This window comes from Peptococcus niger (assembly GCF_900101835.1).
Taxonomy (GTDB): Bacteria; Bacillota; Peptococcia; order Peptococcales; family Peptococcaceae; genus Peptococcus; species Peptococcus niger.
Map to the genome: position 1 here is coordinate 27,730 of NZ_FNAF01000009.1, position 15,746 is coordinate 43,475.

Below are 15,746 nucleotides of genomic sequence, written 5' to 3' on the forward strand. Positions count from 1 at the left end.
GAGTATTCCCCGCACACGCGGGGGTGATCCTACGCTGTACCGTGTCCGATTCCCCGGTCGTGCGTATTCCCCGCACACGCGGGGGTGATCCTCATTGCCTTGCCCTACAAGTCCGAGCCCTGAAGTATTCCCCGCACACGCGGGGGTGATCCCGCTTGCGACGGTGTGTTCGCCCATTAGGGCCTGTATTCCCCGCACACGCGGGGGTGATCCTGAGCCGCGAGTTGCCCTACTCCCGGGAAGAAAGTATTCCCCGCACACGCGGGGGTGATCCCACCACCGGCCTGGTGGAATACGTTTTTGCCAAGTATTCCCCGCACACGCGGGGGTGATCCCCAATAATCCAATAGCACCTGCAACAAGAGCAAGTATTCCCCGCACACGCGGGGGTGATCCTCGGCCCGGTAGCTCCGGTGTCTGAGCTTGACTGTATTCCCCGCACACGCGGGGGTGATCCTGCGCCGGAGGGGGTGACGGCAGTCAGCAATACGTATTCCCCGCACACGCGGGGGTGATCCTTCTTGTGATAGTTTTTAAAGATCATCTACGAAGTATTCCCCGCACACGCGGGGGTGATCCCTACTTGCGTGAGCAGACGGGCATCTACTGGATGTATTCCCCGCACACGCGGGGGTGATCCTAAAGCCGCTCTTGAACAAAGCCTTCCTGAAGGTATTCCCCGCACACGCGGGGGTGATCCTGCCGCCCGGGAATTTGCCGAGTATGAGTACGAGTATTCCCCGCACACGCGGGGGTGATCCTATAAAATGACTCTATTTCTTCTTTAGTGGTAAGTATTCCCCGCACACGCGGGGGTGATCCTTCCGGCAGTGGCTGCAGCCGAGTAGCCCATCTGTATTCCCCGCACACGCGGGGGTGATCCTGACGCATGAAGTTGAAAAATAACGTGATATACGTATTCCCCGCACACGCGGGGGTGATCCTTTGCAGAGGTTGCCGGCATGACGCAACAGGAAGTATTCCCCGCACACGCGGGGGTGATCCCCAAAGCCGAGACCCCTCGACAGAGCACCGGCCGTATTCCCCGCACACGCGGGGGTGATCCCAAGCACCACATTGGATATTTACAGTCATATTCGTATTCCCCGCACACGCGGGGGTGATCCCGATAGCGATCTCGCAGGTACAGGCCTGCGCAAGTATTCCCCGCACACGCGGGGGTGATCCTAACCGAATCGTGAGATAAGCTGTTAGGGAGGGGTATTCCCCGCACACGCGGGGGTGATCCTGGCAGATTGGATACGTTCGGACGCCAGGGCGATGTATTCCCCGCACACGCGGGGGTGATCCCGAAAAATTGAGGAGTAAGTTTTGAATTGGGAAGTATTCCCCGCACACGCGGGGGTGATCCTACAATCGGGTCCACTAGGCCGTCACTCCTTTCGTATTCCCCGCACACGCGGGGGTGATCCTAGACGTACTATCATCAAGCGGACTTACTTGAAGTATTCCCCGCACACGCGGGGGTGATCCCGGGATTCACTGAAGCGGAATGCAAGGAAACGAGTATTCCCCGCACACGCGGGGGTGATCCTGCGTGATTGGATGACGTTTAAAGAAGTGGAGGGTATTCCCCGCACACGCGGGGGTGATCCCGGTGTCGATGGTGCGGCGTCCGTAGATGATAAGTATTCCCCGCACACGCGGGGGTGATCCCGTGATTGATATTCACGAGGGGGAATTGGTCCGGTATTCCCCGCACACGCGGGGGTGATCCCGATATACGTTTCCCAAAATTCCTGCGCCCTATGTATTCCCCGCACACGCGGGGGTGATCCCGGCAGCTCAAAACCTTGTTTTGGCTTATGTGGGTATTCCCCGCACACGCGGGGGTGATCCTTAGCATGGTTTTTTCTTGCATATTGTGCCATTGTATTCCCCGCACACGCGGGGGTGATCCTTAATTTGTCGTATACATCGCCAAGCCCGTCCCGTATTCCCCGCACACGCGGGGGTGATCCCCGGTTGATGATTCCGTCCCTCTCTTCTGCCGGGTATTCCCCGCACACGCGGGGGTGATCCCCTTGCATCATCTTTAAAATTCTTTATGCTGGCGTATTCCCCGCACACGCGGGGGTGATCCCAGCACGCTGACCACGCAAGGCAGTAGCTACACGTATTCCCCGCACACGCGGGGGTGATCCTTCTCCAGCCTTGCTTTGCAAGTACTCGTCAAAGTATTCCCCGCACACGCGGGGGTGATCCCGTTAGTAGAATACGAAATCGCACACATGAAAAGTATTCCCCGCACACGCGGGGGTGATCCCTCAGCGACGCTCATGCCGGATACATCCGCAAAGTATTCCCCGCACACGCGGGGGTGATCCCGCATGAGGATTGGCAGGGACTTAGAAGCCTATGTATTCCCCGCACACGCGGGGGTGATCCCTCAGCAGCCACTACTGCAGCTCATGGGACAGAGTATTCCCTGCACACGCGGGGGTGATTGCTCTTACCGCTGGCGCCGTCGCCACTGGCCGGCGGTACAAAAGACTGGAAGCCGGCCCCGGTCGGCTTATCACCTGCGGGCGGTTCCTGTGCCTCCGGTTTCTTGGGCTCAAAGAGGTAGGGGCGCTTTTCCTGCATATGGGCCAGTTGCTTGTCCAGGCCTTCCAGCTTACCGTCTTTGACGATTAAAGCCTCCCGATCAAGCAGTTTTTTGACAATGTCGGCATCGTAGGCGCCGGACCCGGTCAGGCCCTTGTCTAAAAGGCTGTCAAAGCGCATGTCTTCTAGTTCTTTGACGCTGGCCTTGTACTTATCTTCCCAGTCGCCGGCGGACTTCTTGATGGCATCAATGTCCATGTCCTTGTAGCCCTTGATGGTTTCATTGGCTTCGGATAGCTGGCTTTGCAGGCTGTCCCGCTCCTTTTTGAGGCCTTCTGTCTTGTCCTGCTCGGCCTTGATGTCTTTACCGTTTTCTGCCATGATGGCGTCGATTTGCTCTTGCGTCAGGCCTAACTTTTTAAGATCTTCCGTTTTCATAAGTATGTCTCCTTTCGCGCCTAGGCTTTTTAGGTCGTCGCCATGACCGGGCGTTCCTGTTTTAGGTCGGGCAACCAAATTTTGGCATACAAAAAAGACCTTTTACCGACTTGTCCAGGTCGTGTGCTTAACCCTGCACGGGAGATAGTGGATCACCTCGCTTAAATGATATCTGCTATGCCTTTTGCCAGGTTGGCAGCTTTTTTCATCATGGAATTTTCCTGCAAGTATTCCAAACCTTTTAAGGTGATACGAGGATGGGATAATTTGATGCCGGCTGGTCTGCCTAAAAGAGGGATGACCGTAACCCCTTCAATATACCCGTTTTTAACCAGCATAGCCATTAGCTGCTCCCATTTAGGCTTACTAATATCTAGAGTATCGGGCGAAATAGCTGCAGTGTCAAACTCTTCATACTCCATGGCCTCCCGTAAGATTTTCAAAATGCGGTATATCGTACGAAATTCTTCCATAGCCGTCTCCTTTCAACACAAAAGCCACCCGAGTTGGGTGGCTTATGCTAATAATTCTTGTAAAGTGAAATCAGACCAGGCTTTCCCTTTTGTTTTTTTAGCCTCAGAAGCTATTATCTTATCGTAATCTGCAACGGTTTTCGAGTCAAAATCCGGGTCGGGCTCGTATTCAGGATAAAAATCTGTATAGCACTTTTGATGTTCTTTCATAGTTTTTCTACCCATATCCCGTAATCCCCCTTTAGCTGTTTAAATGCCTTTTTGTATGCCTCAAGGTCATTATACCCTGCTTTTTTATACTTGTCTATGGTTGTGTCAATCATTTCCCTGGTCACCGATTTTTTACCGGCTCTATATAGGTAAACGCTGCCATCATGGCAGGCGACAAGACCTATTTCATTGCCATAGTACCCATTAGCAACAATATCGCTTCCGCTCGGGGGGAGGTTTGAACCGTGGTTGTGTAAAACTAGCTTGTTAATGTTTTTGGCACGAGCAGCTTCTAGGCTGTGGTTTTTCTCGACCATGTTGACTACTGTACTATGCGTTTGCACGCCGATCACTTTTTTTGTTTCCATATCAATGACGGACATATCTTCAAACAGCGTTCCCGTACGGTGCGCTAGCATATCCACAGTCTTTTTATACGCTAATTGGTTTAGTTCTCGATTGTCTGAAATACGATTAAATAAATCTTTATAGGCCACTGAATGAACAACGTCCCAGGCAACTCTTTGCTCATTATTAAAGCGAGATTTTCTGGAATGCTCATTATTTTTCGGTGTAGGTATCCATATCCAGGACCAAAAGGTTTGTAAAGCCGGGCTGGTCTGGGGTAATATCTTGCATACTGCTTGCCGCGGGGATGGCGCGTCCATCTTCTAACTCATCTACCACCCAGCCGGAAGCAGCGTCTGTTGCCATTTCAACGGCTTCTGCCAGGGTGTTGCCTTCAGAGGTGCAGCCGGGGAGGTCGGGAACGGAAACGGTGTACCCACCGTTCTCAGAGGGATAAAAAATAGCCGGGTAGGTTAATTTCATGGTTGTATTCTCCTTTTAATGGTTTTTATACGCATAATGCATATAAAGGCCAAGTAGATGGTTTAGCAAAGCTTTTTGATTAAAGCATCTTGTAGGACCTTGGAGAAGTTGATGCTGTTTTGCTCAGTTTTTTGTTAAGCAGTGGGGTTGTCAGGGCTTTTTTGACCGGCTTGGAGCTATTTCTTGCCTGTAAAGGATGGTGTCGATAGGCACGAGGATGACAATATTGCCCTCGTCGATATGAATGTTTGCTATAGGTGACGGTTTCGGGGCCGGCTTGTTGCGCTCCTCGTAATCAAGAATACAAAGGTTAATATAGTCCGCTGCCATCTCTAAGCATTCGTTAAGGTTCTTGCCTTGGGTACAACCGTCTAAGTCCGGAATTTCTACAAAGTGGTAGCCCTCTTTGCCTTGGGGGTGAATGATGATGGGATAGGTTGTTTTCATGGGCCATACCTCCTTAACCGGGGCTAGCCTTGTAGCTCCAGTTTTTTGCTGGTGGCTTTTGCCAAGTTTTCGTCGATTCCCTTGTGTTTGGTAAAAGGCTTTTTCAGTGTCGTTTGTAAAAGTTTTTCCGGGCCTTTTCTCTTCATTAAATATCCCATTTCTATGCTTGAATTATGCGTGTTTACGCGTATTGAATCAATAGGAAAAGGTGAAGTTTATGGAAAGTTTATTTATTTCCGAAGGTGATACGCCATTGCCTGTGCAGGGTTACGCCTACTTGCAGAACAGGCAAGTGGGGGCGAGCAAGCCCATAAACAGAAAATGCTCTTGAGGGGTATTTTCTGCTGGATTTCTTCCTTAAATCGGCATTGACGTACAAGATATTGTACCTTATAATGGGCGTATAAGGGGGTTATAAAGATGATTGCCATCAATTATTCGCAGTTTCGCGGTAATATGAAAGAGCACCTTGATCAAGTCACCGATGATTTTGAAACGCTGGTGGTTACCAGGAAAGAGAATAAAAATGTTGTAGTTATTTCCGAAGAAAGCTACAATAACATGTTGGAGAATATCCACGTTATGGGCAATAAAGAGAACTTTGACTGGCTGATGGAATCAAAGGCCCAGTTGGAAGCCGGAAATATTGTCAGCAGGGATTTAACCGATGTATAGGCGGTTTACTGAAAACGCTTGGAAGGACTACACCTATTGGCAAACAGAAGATAGAAAAACATTGAAACGCATTAACAAGTTACTTGAAGATATCGAGCGAAACGGACATGGAGGCATCGGCAAACCGGAGCCACTAACCGGGGCTCTAAGTGGCTTTTGGAGCCGACGTATCAACGAAAAAGACCGGTTGATTTATCGGATATCGGGAGAAAACATAGATATTTTGGCGTGTAGATACCATTATAGTGATAAATAGACCAGGTCACGCATGCTATGAGCTGACAAGCACAAAAATGCCCCTCGACCACTATGAACTGCCTCCCCTTTCTTGGACCCTAAGAAAGGGGAGGCAGTTCAATGAGCGGGGTTTATTTTGTCATTCTTCCATTGGACTATTATCGTTATCCAGCTTTTGCGGGTAGCAAGCTTCCCGCAAGGCGATGAGCTCTTTTAGCTCTGCCAAATCTTCATCAGTTGCATCTTTGCGAATGAAAGATCGGGCTGTTCCTCTCTTGCTAATGTAACTGCGACGGGCTTTGTTTTTTTCATTCCAGCGTTTTTGTGCTTCTGGGTTGTAAACAGATTTTCTTTTTTCTGCCATTCAATCACCTCTTTTTTAGGGCTAAGACCAGGGCGGTAACACTGATAGCAAAGGCAATGACGCTAATAATAAAGGTTACAGTTTCCATTTTATTTAATGAATGATATACTTACTTCCTCCGAGGGGGGGCTTATTCGCTCTCCGTTTTTCTGGTCTTTCTTCAGGCTACTTATTAAGCTGATTATTGCCGTGGATAGATTTGTCAGCGCTGTAGCAAGAAGAAGGATTTTTGTTATATCATCCATATTTCTTCACCTCCTTGTTTTTACTCGGTTAGGTTATTTCCCCTTCCTGTACTTATAATATAATATGGCACGGGCACTATTTCGACGGTTTTTATAAATTTTTTAAAAACTTTTTTCGCTTGTGGTAAGGCTGTCTACTGCGACTGAGATGGATAAAAGATTGGCTAAATGTACCCCCAAAGTGCAACCGGGGGTGATCCTAATAGAAAAGTTGACCTGGCCGCCATCAGTGAGTATTCCCCGCACACGCGGGGGTGATTCCGGCTTTATCGACGGCACGCGGCTATTCGATGCGTATTCCCCGCACACGCGGGGTTAGCCCAATACAGCAAAAAGCCAAATCATCCAGGAAAAAATAAGGGCTTTAGCCAATAAAGAAGCAACCCACCAAGATTCAAATGCGTTTGCTATTGAGGTGGGTCAGCTACTGGCTGATGCCTTCGGCAGTGAAATTGTACCGGATGTTTTGCCGGATGATAAAATGTACTACAACATCGCCAAACGGATTATAGGGCCAAGTTTACAGTATAACTATGACATTGTTGGGGACTATGCACGCGATGTACAGACACTGTTGAACGAACAGGCCGGATTATCCATCAAGGGCATTAAACCGGAAATCAATCAAGATCGCATTGCCGGGATTATCAATAAGATCTCTAACTATGAGACCTTTGACCAAGGAAAATGGATGTTAGATGAACCGGTGGTTAATTTTTCTCAGTCTGTCGTCGATGATACCATCAAGGCCAATGCGGACTTTCAATATAAGGCCGGTCTAAAGCCTAAAATTATCCGGACAGAGGCAGGCAACTGCTGTGATTGGTGCAAGGGATTGGCAGGCGTCTATGCTTACCCGGATGTCCCGAAAGACGTGTATAGGCGTCACCGTTTCTGCCGGTGTACAGTGGACTATTATCCGGGCGATGGCAAAAAGCAGGATGTTTGGTCCAAAAAATGGAAAGACCCGGATAAAGATGATAAAATAATATTGAGAAAAGAATTAAATAAAATCCCTAATTCAACCTTAAATGCATATACGCTTAAAAAGTTAGAAGAAAAAAATTGGACGCCGGCGTTTAAGGCAAAGGCCATCAAATTCTACAGAGAGACGAGTAAGGCGGGAGTTGAGTTTTCCGACCATGCCGTGGCAAGAACTTTACAGAGGGTCATAAATGACGGCCTGATGAACCAAGAGGAAATTATTCAACTGCTTAAAGGAAAAGCTAAATATGTACAAGATGACGGCAGATTGATTTTTAATAAAGGAAAGGTGTATTTTATTAGAAATCAAAATACGGGTGATATTGTTTCTGTTGTGGTTTCAGATAAGATAAGAAAAGGGTGGGTGAAACACGATGAATGAAATAAAAGAAATACTAAAAAGAATAGAAATTTATTTAACTGATAAGACTGCAAAAGAAGATGATTTATCTTATTGGCTAGAAGTTTTTATCTGTGAAAACTATAGGAAAATAGAACAATTTTCACAGGATGTGGCAGAGTATTTAAACGACAGAGTTGTCTGGGAAATCTGTGAACAAACAGAACCCGGGCTTGAGGGTACGAATTTCAGAAAAGAAATTGAAGAGGCTTACAACGAAATTTTGCGCATGATGCCATAAAGCACACCTAACGTTTGTTAGATGTGCTTTTTAATTTGATTTTCTGAAGGACAAGACGCTTTATCGGTTAAAGGCCAATTCAATGGGTTAAAATATTTGAATCCGAGATAAAATCCATCGACATTTTGGAATAGGTGAGGATATGGAACAATTTAAGATTATATATAAGATTTTAAAGATACTATGCACCGGCATGGAATACGAGGAATTTGATAATACGTGGATTTCAGCAGAGGCACTTGGCGTAAGCGTGGCAATGTGGGAAGCTATTATGAAAATGCTTGTGGATAATGATTACATTGAAGGTGTTATAGCCACGGAAGAAATGTATGGTAATTTTGGTATCAAGCTGATACGCCCTCGTATCACACTCAAAGGCTTAGAATAACAGCATGATGAAAAAAGCCGCCAGCCTTGCAAAAGGCATAGCGGATATCATTTAAGCGAGGTGATCCACGATCTCCCGTGCAGGGTTAAGCACAATATGTTTGATACCGTTTCAAAATGTGGTATAATCTAAGTAAGACAGAGCCTTTGCCGCCTGTCAAAAGAAGCCAATGCCAGCATGTATGGCACAAAAAAAACCACCGGGGGTGAGCCGGTGGTTTTTGTTTTAGGCTGGTTGTCATTTGCTTTCTTCCTTATCCAGCCATTTGCAGATGAGGTGAGTGATGACACCTGCTATGATAGGGAAGCCTAAAGAAGCCAATACTTCTAGCATGCATGACACCTCCCTTCCGTTGCCGGAATGGGAATGACAACGCCAATAGTATATCACAATCGACCTGGACAAGTCGTTAAAAGGTCTTTTTCTTATGCTCACATTTTAGCAAAGGAGTTTGAGTCTTGAAAAAATATGGCAATCAAACTCCCACGCAAGCGGTCATTTTAGGCTATGAAAAAAGTCTTGGCAGTGAGGCGGTAGGCTTATATAAAAGGATAGGGCTGGAACCCTATCCCTGGCAGGAAAATCTGATTTCGACGCTTTTTGCGGTGAATGCTGAGGGGCTCTGGACGCATTCCAGGTTTGGCTATGCGATTCCACGGTGCAATGAACTGCACCCGTAATCTTGGACAAAATAAATAAAAACTATATCATAGACTGACTTCGGAATTCCTCCGGAGTCAGTCCTTTTAATTTGACCTGGCGTCGACAAGTATTCCAATGAACAATATAGGCATTTAATGCTTCCTTAAACTCCTCAAAGGAATGCCAATGCTGACCACGGAAAAACTCGTCTTTAAGGTGACCAAAAACCTGCTCTGTTGCAGCATTATCTAAGCAGTTGCCCAATCTCGACATGCTCTGGATAATCCCTTGCTCTTTAAGTTTCTTACACCAAGTGCCATGTTGGTATTGCCAGCCACGATCACTATGTAAGATGGGATGGGCGTCTTTGGGTAGCTTGGCGAAGAATTGATCTAACAGTTCATATTGCTGTGCCATCGTCGGGCTCTGTGAAATAGACCAGGCGACAATTTCCTTTGAGTCAAAGTCATAAATCGGTGCCAAGTAAGCCTTGCCCCAAGATAGCTGAAAGGCCGTCACATCTGTTCCAAGCTTTTCCCAGGGCTTCTTAGCATTAAAATCTCTCTTTAATATATTGTCAAATACTTTCTTCTGTTCACCATGATAGGCATTATATTTCGTGGATGCTCTTACCTTTCGAATTTGGCAATGAAGTCCCAGGTCATGCATGATTTTTAGTACGGTTTTGTTGGCTATCTTTACGTCTAATTCGGCACGTAAAGCCATAGCAATTTGCCTATGACCGCAACCGTTTGGTGTTCTCGAAAAAATTTCTTTGACCGCCTCATGAAGTTCCGGACGTGTAGGCTTTGGTGGGTGAGAAAGGAGGTAGTAATAGCTTGATCGTGCTAATGCTACACATTCGAGAAGAATGGCAAGTGAAAATTGCCCTGAAAGCGCCGAAACAATGGCTACTTTAGTTCGGTTGGGAAGTGCTCTAAGGCTTTCAGGGCTTGCGCTTTTTTTAAGCAGGCATTTTCTGCTTCTAGGCGTAATATTTTCGCCTTGAGCATGTCCACTTCAGTCACTTCTGTAGCTTTTGACTTGCTTGCACCGGGGCACCCTTTCGCTTTTGGAAGCAGAGCCATCTCACCACCTTCGCGGTATAGCTTGCACCATCTTTTTAAGGGTGCTAAAGAAGCAATCTTAAAGAGAGCCATTGCTTCTGAGTAGCTCATACCTCTTTCTACGACTGCTTTGGCAGCTTCCAGCTTTAGGTCATAGCTATACTTCTTTTGCTTTCCACCCATCATTAACACTCCTCCCGGGCCAATGGCACTGTATTTATAATACCATTGTCGCACAGTATCTCTAGGAATGCCAAGATGAGATGATACAAACTTGTACCCAAATCCCCGTTCAAATAATTTAAGAGCCAAGGATCGTGTCAATGGATCATGCTTGATTCGGTTATCTGAAACCATGAAAAAGCTCCCCTTTCTTGGTGTCCAAGAAAGGGGAGGCAGTTCACTTTTGGTAGGTGGTTTTTATGAAAACATTAGCTCTTTTTGCAGCTTTTCTTTTTCTTCAATCCAGGCGTTAAAACGTTTTCTTTTCTCCTCAATCTCGCGGGGAACCTTATCCTGACCACGATAAGGCTTTATCTCTTGGTAGAGCTTTTCAATTTCTGGCGGGTAGACAACTATAGCACTCACTTTTACGCCCCCTTAGTAGTTTCTTAGATTCCATGTTTATCTTCAAAAGCCTTATCAAGCACTGCAATCTCTTCATCTGTAATCGGTTCGCAGTCTCTGAGCACGTTCGTGTCGTCTTGCAAAATATAGATACATTCTTCGTCCGGATAACCTTCTTTTCTTACCCTATCTTTTTTCATAGTCAAAGAAATCCCCTTTCTCATAAATGTAGTCTAATGCCTTTGCTTCAGCAACCTTTTCAGGAAGACCAAGTGCTTTTAACTCATCATAAGCTTTTTTATAAAAGTCTTCAAGATTTTCTGTATTCCGTAAGTTCTGCATAATCTTAAATGTCAAGACATATGTTACACTTTGAGAAATACTCTTCTACTACCTGATTAGGACTTTTGAAGTCTATACTTGTCTTTGCCGTTCGGTTATAGCGGTCTTCATGTTTTTGTACTTGCTTTTTAAGTTCCGCTTCGCTGGTGAATACTTTTCTTTTATAAAGAATCTTTCCGTCTTCGCGATGGGAACGTTCTACTTTGCCGTTCTGCCAGGGGGAGTAGGGCCGCGTCTTTCTGATCTGCATCCCCAGGCTCTCTGCTATTTTCTGAAATAGGCCAAGTTTGTCGGTACGTTCTGCATCATTGACGAACTCTGCTCCATTGTCTACTTGTACTTTATGCCCCGGGTATTCTCCGTCCATTCTTTTGTAGTTTGTATAGCTCTTCCTGTGTATTGTCGGCTTCTTGTAACCTTTCTTGCGTATCTGCCGACACATGCTGCCGAAGCTTCTGGTGTAGCCTTTGCTTAGACATCTTACATAGACTTCTGCCAGGCCGTAGATTCCGTTGCGTTTCAGCATGCGTTTTATGAGGGCGAGTTCACCTTCTGTATGGGCGTTAGGGCTGTAATGAGGCTTTCGGGACTTCAGCGCAAGGCTCCTAACGCTCCCGTCGTACTTTTTCAACTGTCGGTATACGAACTGGCGGTTCGTATGATACTTTCTTGCTGCCTTTGTGACGCCATATTTGATTGTATATTCACATAGACGCTGGCGAAAGCGCATTTCTTCGGTTATACTTGCCATGAGAGATACTCCTTTTGATACTTGGTTTTTTGGTTGAAACTTATTGTATCAGAGTATCTCTCTTTTTTTATCTGTTTCTGTCACATATGTCTTATCACATTACACCTACGAGCGAAAAAAATAAAAAACGCCCGCCTCTTTTCAAATGGTCAAGTTCCCATTATAGTAGAGGGTGTAGACGGCAGGATTGCAAAGGAGTCGGACATGAACAAGTCGTTTTTGAAAGAAATCAAATGGGAAGCGGCCAGTCGCTATATTGCCTGTGTTTTCGGTGCTGCTTTGTATGGCATCGGGCTGAATATTTTTGTCGGGCCGATAGAACTGTACATGGGGGGCGTGACGGGTATTGCCCAGATTGGGAATATGCTCTCGTCTCAACTTTTCGGCATTCATGCGAATATGACCGGTTATGTGATCTTCATCATCAATGTCCCCCTGCTCTTTGTTGCCTATAAATACATGAACCGCGTTTTTTTTATCAAAACGGTCCTCACCATCATTGCGGAAACCCTTGCTTTTTCATGGATTCCCATTCCGGCGGCGCCTCTGGTGAACGACCCGCTGACCTTGTCCATCATCGGGGGCATTATCAGTGGCTTCGGCTGCGGCTTTATTTTACGCTACGGCGGGTCTTCCGGCGGGGTAGATATTTTAGGAGTCTATGCGGCCATGAAAAACCCCAATATCAGCGTGGGCCGCATCTCTTTGATGATCAGTGCAGTGGTCTTTATTTTTTGTTTTTTCGTCTACCCCTTTGAAACGGTCATTTACTCGGTCATTTATACGCTGGTGACCACCTTTGTTTATGAAAAGGTCTACCTGCAAAACATCAAGGTCAGCGTTTTGGTCATTACCAAGCAACCGGAAAACTGGGTCTACATCAATAATGTTTTAAAGCGGGGCGCAACCGTATGGCGGGGGGTCGGCGCATATTCAGGCAAAGACACCTATATTATTTTTTCAGTGGTCAGCAAGTATGAGATGCCGATTTTACGCCGCTATTTGCGTGAAAAGGACCCGAATTCCTTCATGGTGGCATGGGATCAGGTGACGGTGAATGGCCATTTCCAGAGCCATCTCTTTTCATAAGAGCAAGGGAGGGATTGGGTGACCAGCTATCAAACGGTTGTAGACGACGGTCAGTCGGAAGCGGGTGGGTATTTGTCGCTCCCCGGCCTAATGCATATCTTTGCGGCAGCTGCCCTCAAAGATGAGGCAGGCCCGGTGGCGGAGGCGGTGCAGGCGAACCGGCTCACCTGGATGGTGACGGATTTCACCTTGACCGTAGAGGCTTGGCCGCGGTCAGGGCAAGGGGTGACCTGCTCTACCCGGCGGAGCGCGGCCGATCACCTGTATTTTTACCGGGACTATGTTCTATCGGCAGGCCAGGGGCCTTATGCCCTTGGCCGGATGGCCTGGCTCTTGGCCGATGGGCAGACCCACCGACCGGTTCCGGTGGCCAAGGCACCGGCTTCGGTGATGGCCGCAATGGCGCCGGCGCCTTTAGGGGCGCGGCAGTTGGCGGTCAAACGTTTGCGCTTTCGCGGACTGGGGCCCTTTACGCCGGCAGGCGTCTGGCGGGCGGATGAAGCGACCATTGACTTTAACGGGCATGTGAACCATATCTGCTATGCCAACTGGATTGAAGAGGCCGTTCAGCGGCGCCGGGCGACCCTGGACCGGCCGACCTTTTTGCAAATGAGCTGGTTGCGTGAAGTTCGTCTGGGTGAACGTGTCGCCTTAGAAGTATTGGCGGAGGGAGATCGCTGGCTAGCCCAGGGCAAATTGGCAGATGGACGGCCCTGCGTTCGGGCTGTGCTGGCCTATGGCCCGGAAGATCCCCTTGTTTGAGGCCCTTTTATCTGTTATGCTACAGGCAAGAGGAGGGGATAGAGATGCAAACAGATATTCAACGAAATGATGCCATCGCCCTGTTAAAGGAATACAATCCGGACCCCTTTCACATGGTGCACGCCTTGACCATGGAAGGGATTATGGCCTATATGGCGGATAAATTAGGCTATGGCGCCGAGAAAGATTTTTGGGCCATGGTCGGTCTTTTGCACGATGTAGATTTTGGAACCTATCCGGAAGAACACTTGCAACATGCCCGTCGCCTTTTGGAGACCATTGACGCGGAAGAAGAGTTGATTCACGCGGTTTTATCCCACGGGTACGGGATTTGCAGCGATGTGGAGCCAACGCACGAGATGGAAAAGGTGCTCTTTGCCATGGACGAATTAAGCGGTCTGATCTGGGCCGGTGTCCTGGTGCGGCCTTCCGGATCCTTGCAGGACATGGAAGTCAAAAGCGTTAAGAAAAAATTCAAAGATAAGCACTTCGCCGCCGGTTGCAACCGGGACATTATTCGCCGTGGTGCCGAGCAATTGGGCTGGGAAATGGCGGATCTGCAGCAGCAGACCCTGGAAGCCATGAAGGCGGATGAAGCCCGTTTGCGTCAGGAAGTGGCCAAGTGGGCACCGGATTATCCGCTGCCCCTACAGCAATAAAGTTTATACGTAAGAGAATATAAAAATCCCCCGCAGCTGGTTTTATAAAGCCGGTTGCGGGGGATTCTCTGTAGGTCCATGTTTTACGGGTTTGTTTTTAAGGTTGGCAGGAAAAAGATAGCCACCACCGTCAAGACCATGCATAAGCTGGCGCCGATAAAGGCGGTGGTCAAGTGGTCGCCGGCCAGGGGCAAAATTACATGGCTGGGAATGACGACGGCGCCTAAGAGTTCAAAGGTTGCTATAAAGCCGCCGGCAGTCCCGGCCAGCCGAACGCCGATGCCCTGGAGGCTGAGGGGGATGGCTAAGAGCAGGGGCAGGACACCGCTGGTGGTGAAACCGCATAAGAAAAGTCCGGCCGTCAGGGGAAGGCCGGTCGGCAATTGCCAGGCCAGGGACAGGGCCAGGATGCCCACTGCGACGATGACGATAATCGCCCGGCGCAGGCTTTTAAGCCAATTGGCAATATAGGGCGTCATAAAACTGCCGACAATGGCGCCGACGGTAATCATTGAACTGTAGCCGCCGGCGGCGACAGCAGATAAACCGCGAGACGCCAGGGCCGTGGGCATGGTTGCATTAACCAGGAGGGCGCCGCCCATTATGAAAAAGAGGGCCAGGGCCGTGGCCCAAATGCCCCGGTGGGCCATGACCGCCTTTAGCCCATCGGTCAAGGATAAGTCCGAGTGATCTTTAACCACCGGCGCTTTCTCAACCAGCCCCCACCAAGCCGGGACCGCCAATAGCGATAGAACGGCGGCTATCAGATAGGCTGCCCGGATGGAGGGCAAAAGAGCGGTGGTGCCCATGCCCACCGTCATGCCCAAACAACCGAAGGCAAAGGATATCCCCAGTACGCGGTGGGCCCGCGTCAAGGTATAATAGGCCCCGAAGAGCTTGGCTGCATTGGCGTTTAAAAAGGCCGGGCCGAAGCCGGATAAAAACATGGCAAAAAAGAAAACGGCGTATTGGTCGCTAAAAAGACGGACCACCGTGCCAAGGGCCATGAGGGTCACAGCCAGGCCTAAAATAGGCCGTGCCCCATACCGATCCACCAAGAGGCCGCTGATTAGGCTGAAAAAAATCGCCGGAATCATCGGCGCCGTAAAGGCCGATGTAAAGGCCGCCGCATCAATCTGCATCAGATCCATCAGCTGCGGGGCCAAAGGTGACAGCTGGTACTGGGTGTAATTAGCTGTAAATAAAATAAAGGAAATGAGCACAAAAATAATGAGCCCTTGCGATGAATTTTTCCTCATGGACGTCCCTCCCTAAAAATCAGTTTAAGCCGATGGCATTCAGTATACCATATTTTCGCCTGTGCGGCCCTCTTTCTCAGGCCGGCAGCTTTTATGGGCGACGCCTT

Annotated in this window: 23 protein-coding genes, 1 pseudogene and 1 CRISPR repeat array; of the genes and pseudogenes, 9 read left to right on the forward strand and 15 right to left on the reverse strand. The window is 48.3% G+C overall.

Annotation, left to right across the window (positions count from 1 at the left end; all coding sequences use genetic code 11):
- The first annotated feature begins 2 nt into the window (after positions 1 to 2).
- Positions 3 to 2,470: a CRISPR direct-repeat array (repeat unit 28 nt; unit sequence GTATTCCCCGCACACGCGGGGGTGATCC).
- Between the two features lie 62 nt (positions 2,471 to 2,532).
- The 6 genes and pseudogenes from BLQ16_RS09945 to BLQ16_RS07135 form a co-directional block, all read right to left on the reverse strand.
- Positions 2,533 to 3,006: pseudogene (locus BLQ16_RS09945) on the reverse strand (phage scaffolding protein); the annotation flags it as partial.
- A gap of 161 nt (positions 3,007 to 3,167) precedes the next feature.
- The gene (locus tag BLQ16_RS07120) at positions 3,168 to 3,479 is read right to left on the reverse strand and encodes a YjcQ family protein (RefSeq protein WP_091792050.1); all 312 of its coding nucleotides are present in this window, start codon (positions 3,477 to 3,479) and stop codon (positions 3,168 to 3,170) included.
- A 42-nt stretch (positions 3,480 to 3,521) separates the two neighbouring features.
- Entirely contained in the window at positions 3,522 to 3,704 is a 183-nt protein-coding gene (locus BLQ16_RS09560; protein ID WP_144019677.1) for a hypothetical protein, read from the reverse strand.
- Positions 3,686 to 4,186: a hypothetical protein gene (locus BLQ16_RS07125; RefSeq protein WP_091792051.1), complete on the reverse strand. Its 501-nt coding sequence runs from the start codon at positions 4,184 to 4,186 to the stop codon at positions 3,686 to 3,688. Before BLQ16_RS07125 ends, BLQ16_RS09560 begins: the two co-directional genes overlap by 19 nt.
- Positions 4,187 to 4,250: 64 nt before the next feature.
- Positions 4,251 to 4,520: a type II toxin-antitoxin system HicB family antitoxin gene (locus BLQ16_RS07130; RefSeq protein ID WP_091792052.1), complete on the reverse strand. Its 270-nt coding sequence runs from the start codon at positions 4,518 to 4,520 to the stop codon at positions 4,251 to 4,253.
- Between the two features lie 150 nt (positions 4,521 to 4,670).
- Positions 4,671 to 4,967 carry a type II toxin-antitoxin system HicB family antitoxin gene (locus tag BLQ16_RS07135; protein ID WP_091792053.1) on the reverse strand — a complete coding sequence of 99 codons (297 nt, stop codon included), beginning with the start codon at positions 4,965 to 4,967 and terminating at the stop codon, positions 4,671 to 4,673.
- 420 nt (positions 4,968 to 5,387) lie between these two features.
- Between BLQ16_RS07135 and BLQ16_RS07140 the strand changes: the two genes are divergently transcribed.
- On the forward strand, positions 5,388 to 5,642 hold the full coding sequence (locus BLQ16_RS07140) for a type II toxin-antitoxin system Phd/YefM family antitoxin (protein ID WP_091792054.1): 255 nt from the start codon (positions 5,388 to 5,390) through the stop codon (positions 5,640 to 5,642).
- Positions 5,635 to 5,898 (forward strand): Txe/YoeB family addiction module toxin, encoded by a 264-nt coding sequence (locus tag BLQ16_RS07145; protein ID WP_091792055.1) that lies wholly within the window; start codon positions 5,635 to 5,637, stop codon positions 5,896 to 5,898. The genes BLQ16_RS07140 and BLQ16_RS07145 overlap by 8 nt, the downstream gene beginning before the upstream one ends.
- A gap of 120 nt (positions 5,899 to 6,018) precedes the next feature.
- On the opposite strand, the gene BLQ16_RS07150 is transcribed toward BLQ16_RS07145, so the two are convergent.
- Together BLQ16_RS07150 and BLQ16_RS09660 are read right to left on the reverse strand one after the other, a co-directional pair.
- Positions 6,019 to 6,243 (reverse strand): hypothetical protein, encoded by a 225-nt coding sequence (locus BLQ16_RS07150; RefSeq protein WP_091792056.1) that lies wholly within the window; start codon positions 6,241 to 6,243, stop codon positions 6,019 to 6,021.
- Positions 6,244 to 6,332: 89 nt separating this feature from the next.
- Positions 6,333 to 6,488 (reverse strand): hypothetical protein, encoded by a 156-nt coding sequence (locus BLQ16_RS09660; protein ID WP_159428029.1) that lies wholly within the window; start codon positions 6,486 to 6,488, stop codon positions 6,333 to 6,335.
- 415 nt (positions 6,489 to 6,903) lie between these two features.
- Here BLQ16_RS09660 and BLQ16_RS09730 point away from each other — a divergent pair, with 415 nt between their 5' ends.
- From BLQ16_RS09730 to BLQ16_RS07170, 4 genes are all read left to right on the forward strand, one after another.
- A complete protein-coding gene (locus BLQ16_RS09730) occupies positions 6,904 to 7,854 on the forward strand; it encodes a hypothetical protein (protein ID WP_200781893.1) in 951 nt (316 codons plus the stop codon).
- The gene (locus BLQ16_RS07160) at positions 7,847 to 8,113 is read left to right on the forward strand and encodes a hypothetical protein (protein ID WP_091792057.1); all 267 of its coding nucleotides are present in this window, start codon (positions 7,847 to 7,849) and stop codon (positions 8,111 to 8,113) included. Before BLQ16_RS09730 ends, BLQ16_RS07160 begins: the two co-directional genes overlap by 8 nt.
- Before the next feature lie 142 nt (positions 8,114 to 8,255).
- Positions 8,256 to 8,501, forward strand: coding sequence for a YjcQ family protein (locus BLQ16_RS07165; RefSeq protein ID WP_242868974.1), 246 nt, complete (start codon positions 8,256 to 8,258; stop codon positions 8,499 to 8,501).
- Positions 8,502 to 8,959: 458 nt separating this feature from the next.
- A complete protein-coding gene (locus BLQ16_RS07170; RefSeq protein ID WP_091792058.1) occupies positions 8,960 to 9,181 on the forward strand; it encodes a hypothetical protein in 222 nt (73 codons plus the stop codon).
- A 22-nt stretch (positions 9,182 to 9,203) separates the two neighbouring features.
- Here the strand turns inward: BLQ16_RS07170 and BLQ16_RS07175 are convergent, their stop codons facing one another.
- From BLQ16_RS07175 to BLQ16_RS07185, 6 genes are all read right to left on the reverse strand, one after another.
- Complete coding sequence (locus BLQ16_RS07175; RefSeq protein WP_200781895.1) at positions 9,204 to 10,139, reverse strand: IS3 family transposase; 936 nt, start codon at positions 10,137 to 10,139, stop codon at positions 9,204 to 9,206.
- A complete protein-coding gene (locus tag BLQ16_RS07180; RefSeq protein WP_091792060.1) occupies positions 10,055 to 10,567 on the reverse strand; it encodes a helix-turn-helix domain-containing protein in 513 nt (170 codons plus the stop codon). The genes BLQ16_RS07175 and BLQ16_RS07180 overlap by 85 nt, the downstream gene beginning before the upstream one ends.
- Before the next feature lie 63 nt (positions 10,568 to 10,630).
- Positions 10,631 to 10,798, reverse strand: a complete 168-nt coding sequence (locus BLQ16_RS09665; RefSeq protein ID WP_159428030.1) for a hypothetical protein — start codon at positions 10,796 to 10,798, stop codon at positions 10,631 to 10,633.
- A 23-nt stretch (positions 10,799 to 10,821) separates the two neighbouring features.
- Positions 10,822 to 10,977: a hypothetical protein gene (locus BLQ16_RS09670; protein ID WP_159428031.1), complete on the reverse strand. Its 156-nt coding sequence runs from the start codon at positions 10,975 to 10,977 to the stop codon at positions 10,822 to 10,824.
- Entirely contained in the window at positions 10,964 to 11,134 is a 171-nt protein-coding gene (locus tag BLQ16_RS09755; RefSeq protein WP_207645062.1) for a hypothetical protein, read from the reverse strand. The genes BLQ16_RS09670 and BLQ16_RS09755 overlap by 14 nt, the downstream gene beginning before the upstream one ends.
- Positions 11,124 to 11,870 carry an integrase core domain-containing protein gene (locus BLQ16_RS07185; RefSeq protein ID WP_091792061.1) on the reverse strand — a complete coding sequence of 249 codons (747 nt, stop codon included), beginning with the start codon at positions 11,868 to 11,870 and terminating at the stop codon, positions 11,124 to 11,126. The genes BLQ16_RS09755 and BLQ16_RS07185 overlap by 11 nt, the downstream gene beginning before the upstream one ends.
- A 204-nt stretch (positions 11,871 to 12,074) precedes the next feature.
- On the opposite strand from BLQ16_RS07185, the gene BLQ16_RS07190 reads away from it, so the two are divergent.
- From BLQ16_RS07190 to BLQ16_RS07200, 3 genes are read left to right on the forward strand one after another with little or no spacing between them, the layout of a single operon-like run.
- The gene (locus BLQ16_RS07190; protein WP_091792062.1) at positions 12,075 to 12,959 is read left to right on the forward strand and encodes a YitT family protein; all 885 of its coding nucleotides are present in this window, start codon (positions 12,075 to 12,077) and stop codon (positions 12,957 to 12,959) included.
- Between the two features lie 18 nt (positions 12,960 to 12,977).
- Positions 12,978 to 13,721 carry an acyl-ACP thioesterase domain-containing protein gene (locus tag BLQ16_RS07195; RefSeq protein WP_091792063.1) on the forward strand — a complete coding sequence of 248 codons (744 nt, stop codon included), beginning with the start codon at positions 12,978 to 12,980 and terminating at the stop codon, positions 13,719 to 13,721.
- A 44-nt stretch (positions 13,722 to 13,765) separates the two neighbouring features.
- A complete protein-coding gene (locus BLQ16_RS07200) occupies positions 13,766 to 14,380 on the forward strand; it encodes an HD domain-containing protein (protein ID WP_200781894.1) in 615 nt (204 codons plus the stop codon).
- Between the two features lie 83 nt (positions 14,381 to 14,463).
- On the opposite strand, the gene BLQ16_RS07205 is transcribed toward BLQ16_RS07200, so the two are convergent.
- Positions 14,464 to 15,639 (reverse strand): MFS transporter, encoded by a 1,176-nt coding sequence (locus BLQ16_RS07205; RefSeq protein WP_091792064.1) that lies wholly within the window; start codon positions 15,637 to 15,639, stop codon positions 14,464 to 14,466.
- Positions 15,640 to 15,746 lie beyond the last annotated feature (107 nt).

Bases quoted from the DNA above. Each gene is read 5' to 3' on its own strand.
- BLQ16_RS07165 (WP_242868974.1), top strand. From the start codon at position 8,256: ATGGAACAATTTAAGATTATATATAAGATTTTAAAGATACTATGCACC.
- BLQ16_RS07200 (WP_200781894.1), top strand. From the start codon at position 13,766: ATGCAAACAGATATTCAACGAAATGATGCCATCGCCCTGTTAAAGGAA.
- BLQ16_RS07185 (WP_091792061.1), bottom strand. From the start codon at position 11,870: ATGGCAAGTATAACCGAAGAAATGCGCTTTCGCCAGCGTCTATGTGAA.
- BLQ16_RS07190 (WP_091792062.1), top strand. From the start codon at position 12,075: ATGAACAAGTCGTTTTTGAAAGAAATCAAATGGGAAGCGGCCAGTCGC.
- BLQ16_RS09670 (WP_159428031.1), bottom strand. From the start codon at position 10,977: ATGAAAAAAGATAGGGTAAGAAAAGAAGGTTATCCGGACGAAGAATGT.
- BLQ16_RS07150 (WP_091792056.1), bottom strand. From the start codon at position 6,243: ATGGCAGAAAAAAGAAAATCTGTTTACAACCCAGAAGCACAAAAACGC.
- BLQ16_RS09560 (WP_144019677.1), bottom strand. From the start codon at position 3,704: ATGGGTAGAAAAACTATGAAAGAACATCAAAAGTGCTATACAGATTTT.
- BLQ16_RS07140 (WP_091792054.1), top strand. From the start codon at position 5,388: ATGATTGCCATCAATTATTCGCAGTTTCGCGGTAATATGAAAGAGCAC.
- BLQ16_RS07205 (WP_091792064.1), bottom strand. From the start codon at position 15,639: ATGAGGAAAAATTCATCGCAAGGGCTCATTATTTTTGTGCTCATTTCC.
- BLQ16_RS07180 (WP_091792060.1), bottom strand. From the start codon at position 10,567: ATGGTTTCAGATAACCGAATCAAGCATGATCCATTGACACGATCCTTG.
- BLQ16_RS09660 (WP_159428029.1), bottom strand. From the start codon at position 6,488: ATGGATGATATAACAAAAATCCTTCTTCTTGCTACAGCGCTGACAAAT.
- BLQ16_RS07145 (WP_091792055.1), top strand. From the start codon at position 5,635: ATGTATAGGCGGTTTACTGAAAACGCTTGGAAGGACTACACCTATTGG.
- BLQ16_RS07160 (WP_091792057.1), top strand. From the start codon at position 7,847: ATGAATGAAATAAAAGAAATACTAAAAAGAATAGAAATTTATTTAACT.
- BLQ16_RS07120 (WP_091792050.1), bottom strand. From the start codon at position 3,479: ATGGAAGAATTTCGTACGATATACCGCATTTTGAAAATCTTACGGGAG.
- BLQ16_RS07135 (WP_091792053.1), bottom strand. From the start codon at position 4,967: ATGAAAACAACCTATCCCATCATCATTCACCCCCAAGGCAAAGAGGGC.
- BLQ16_RS07130 (WP_091792052.1), bottom strand. From the start codon at position 4,520: ATGAAATTAACCTACCCGGCTATTTTTTATCCCTCTGAGAACGGTGGG.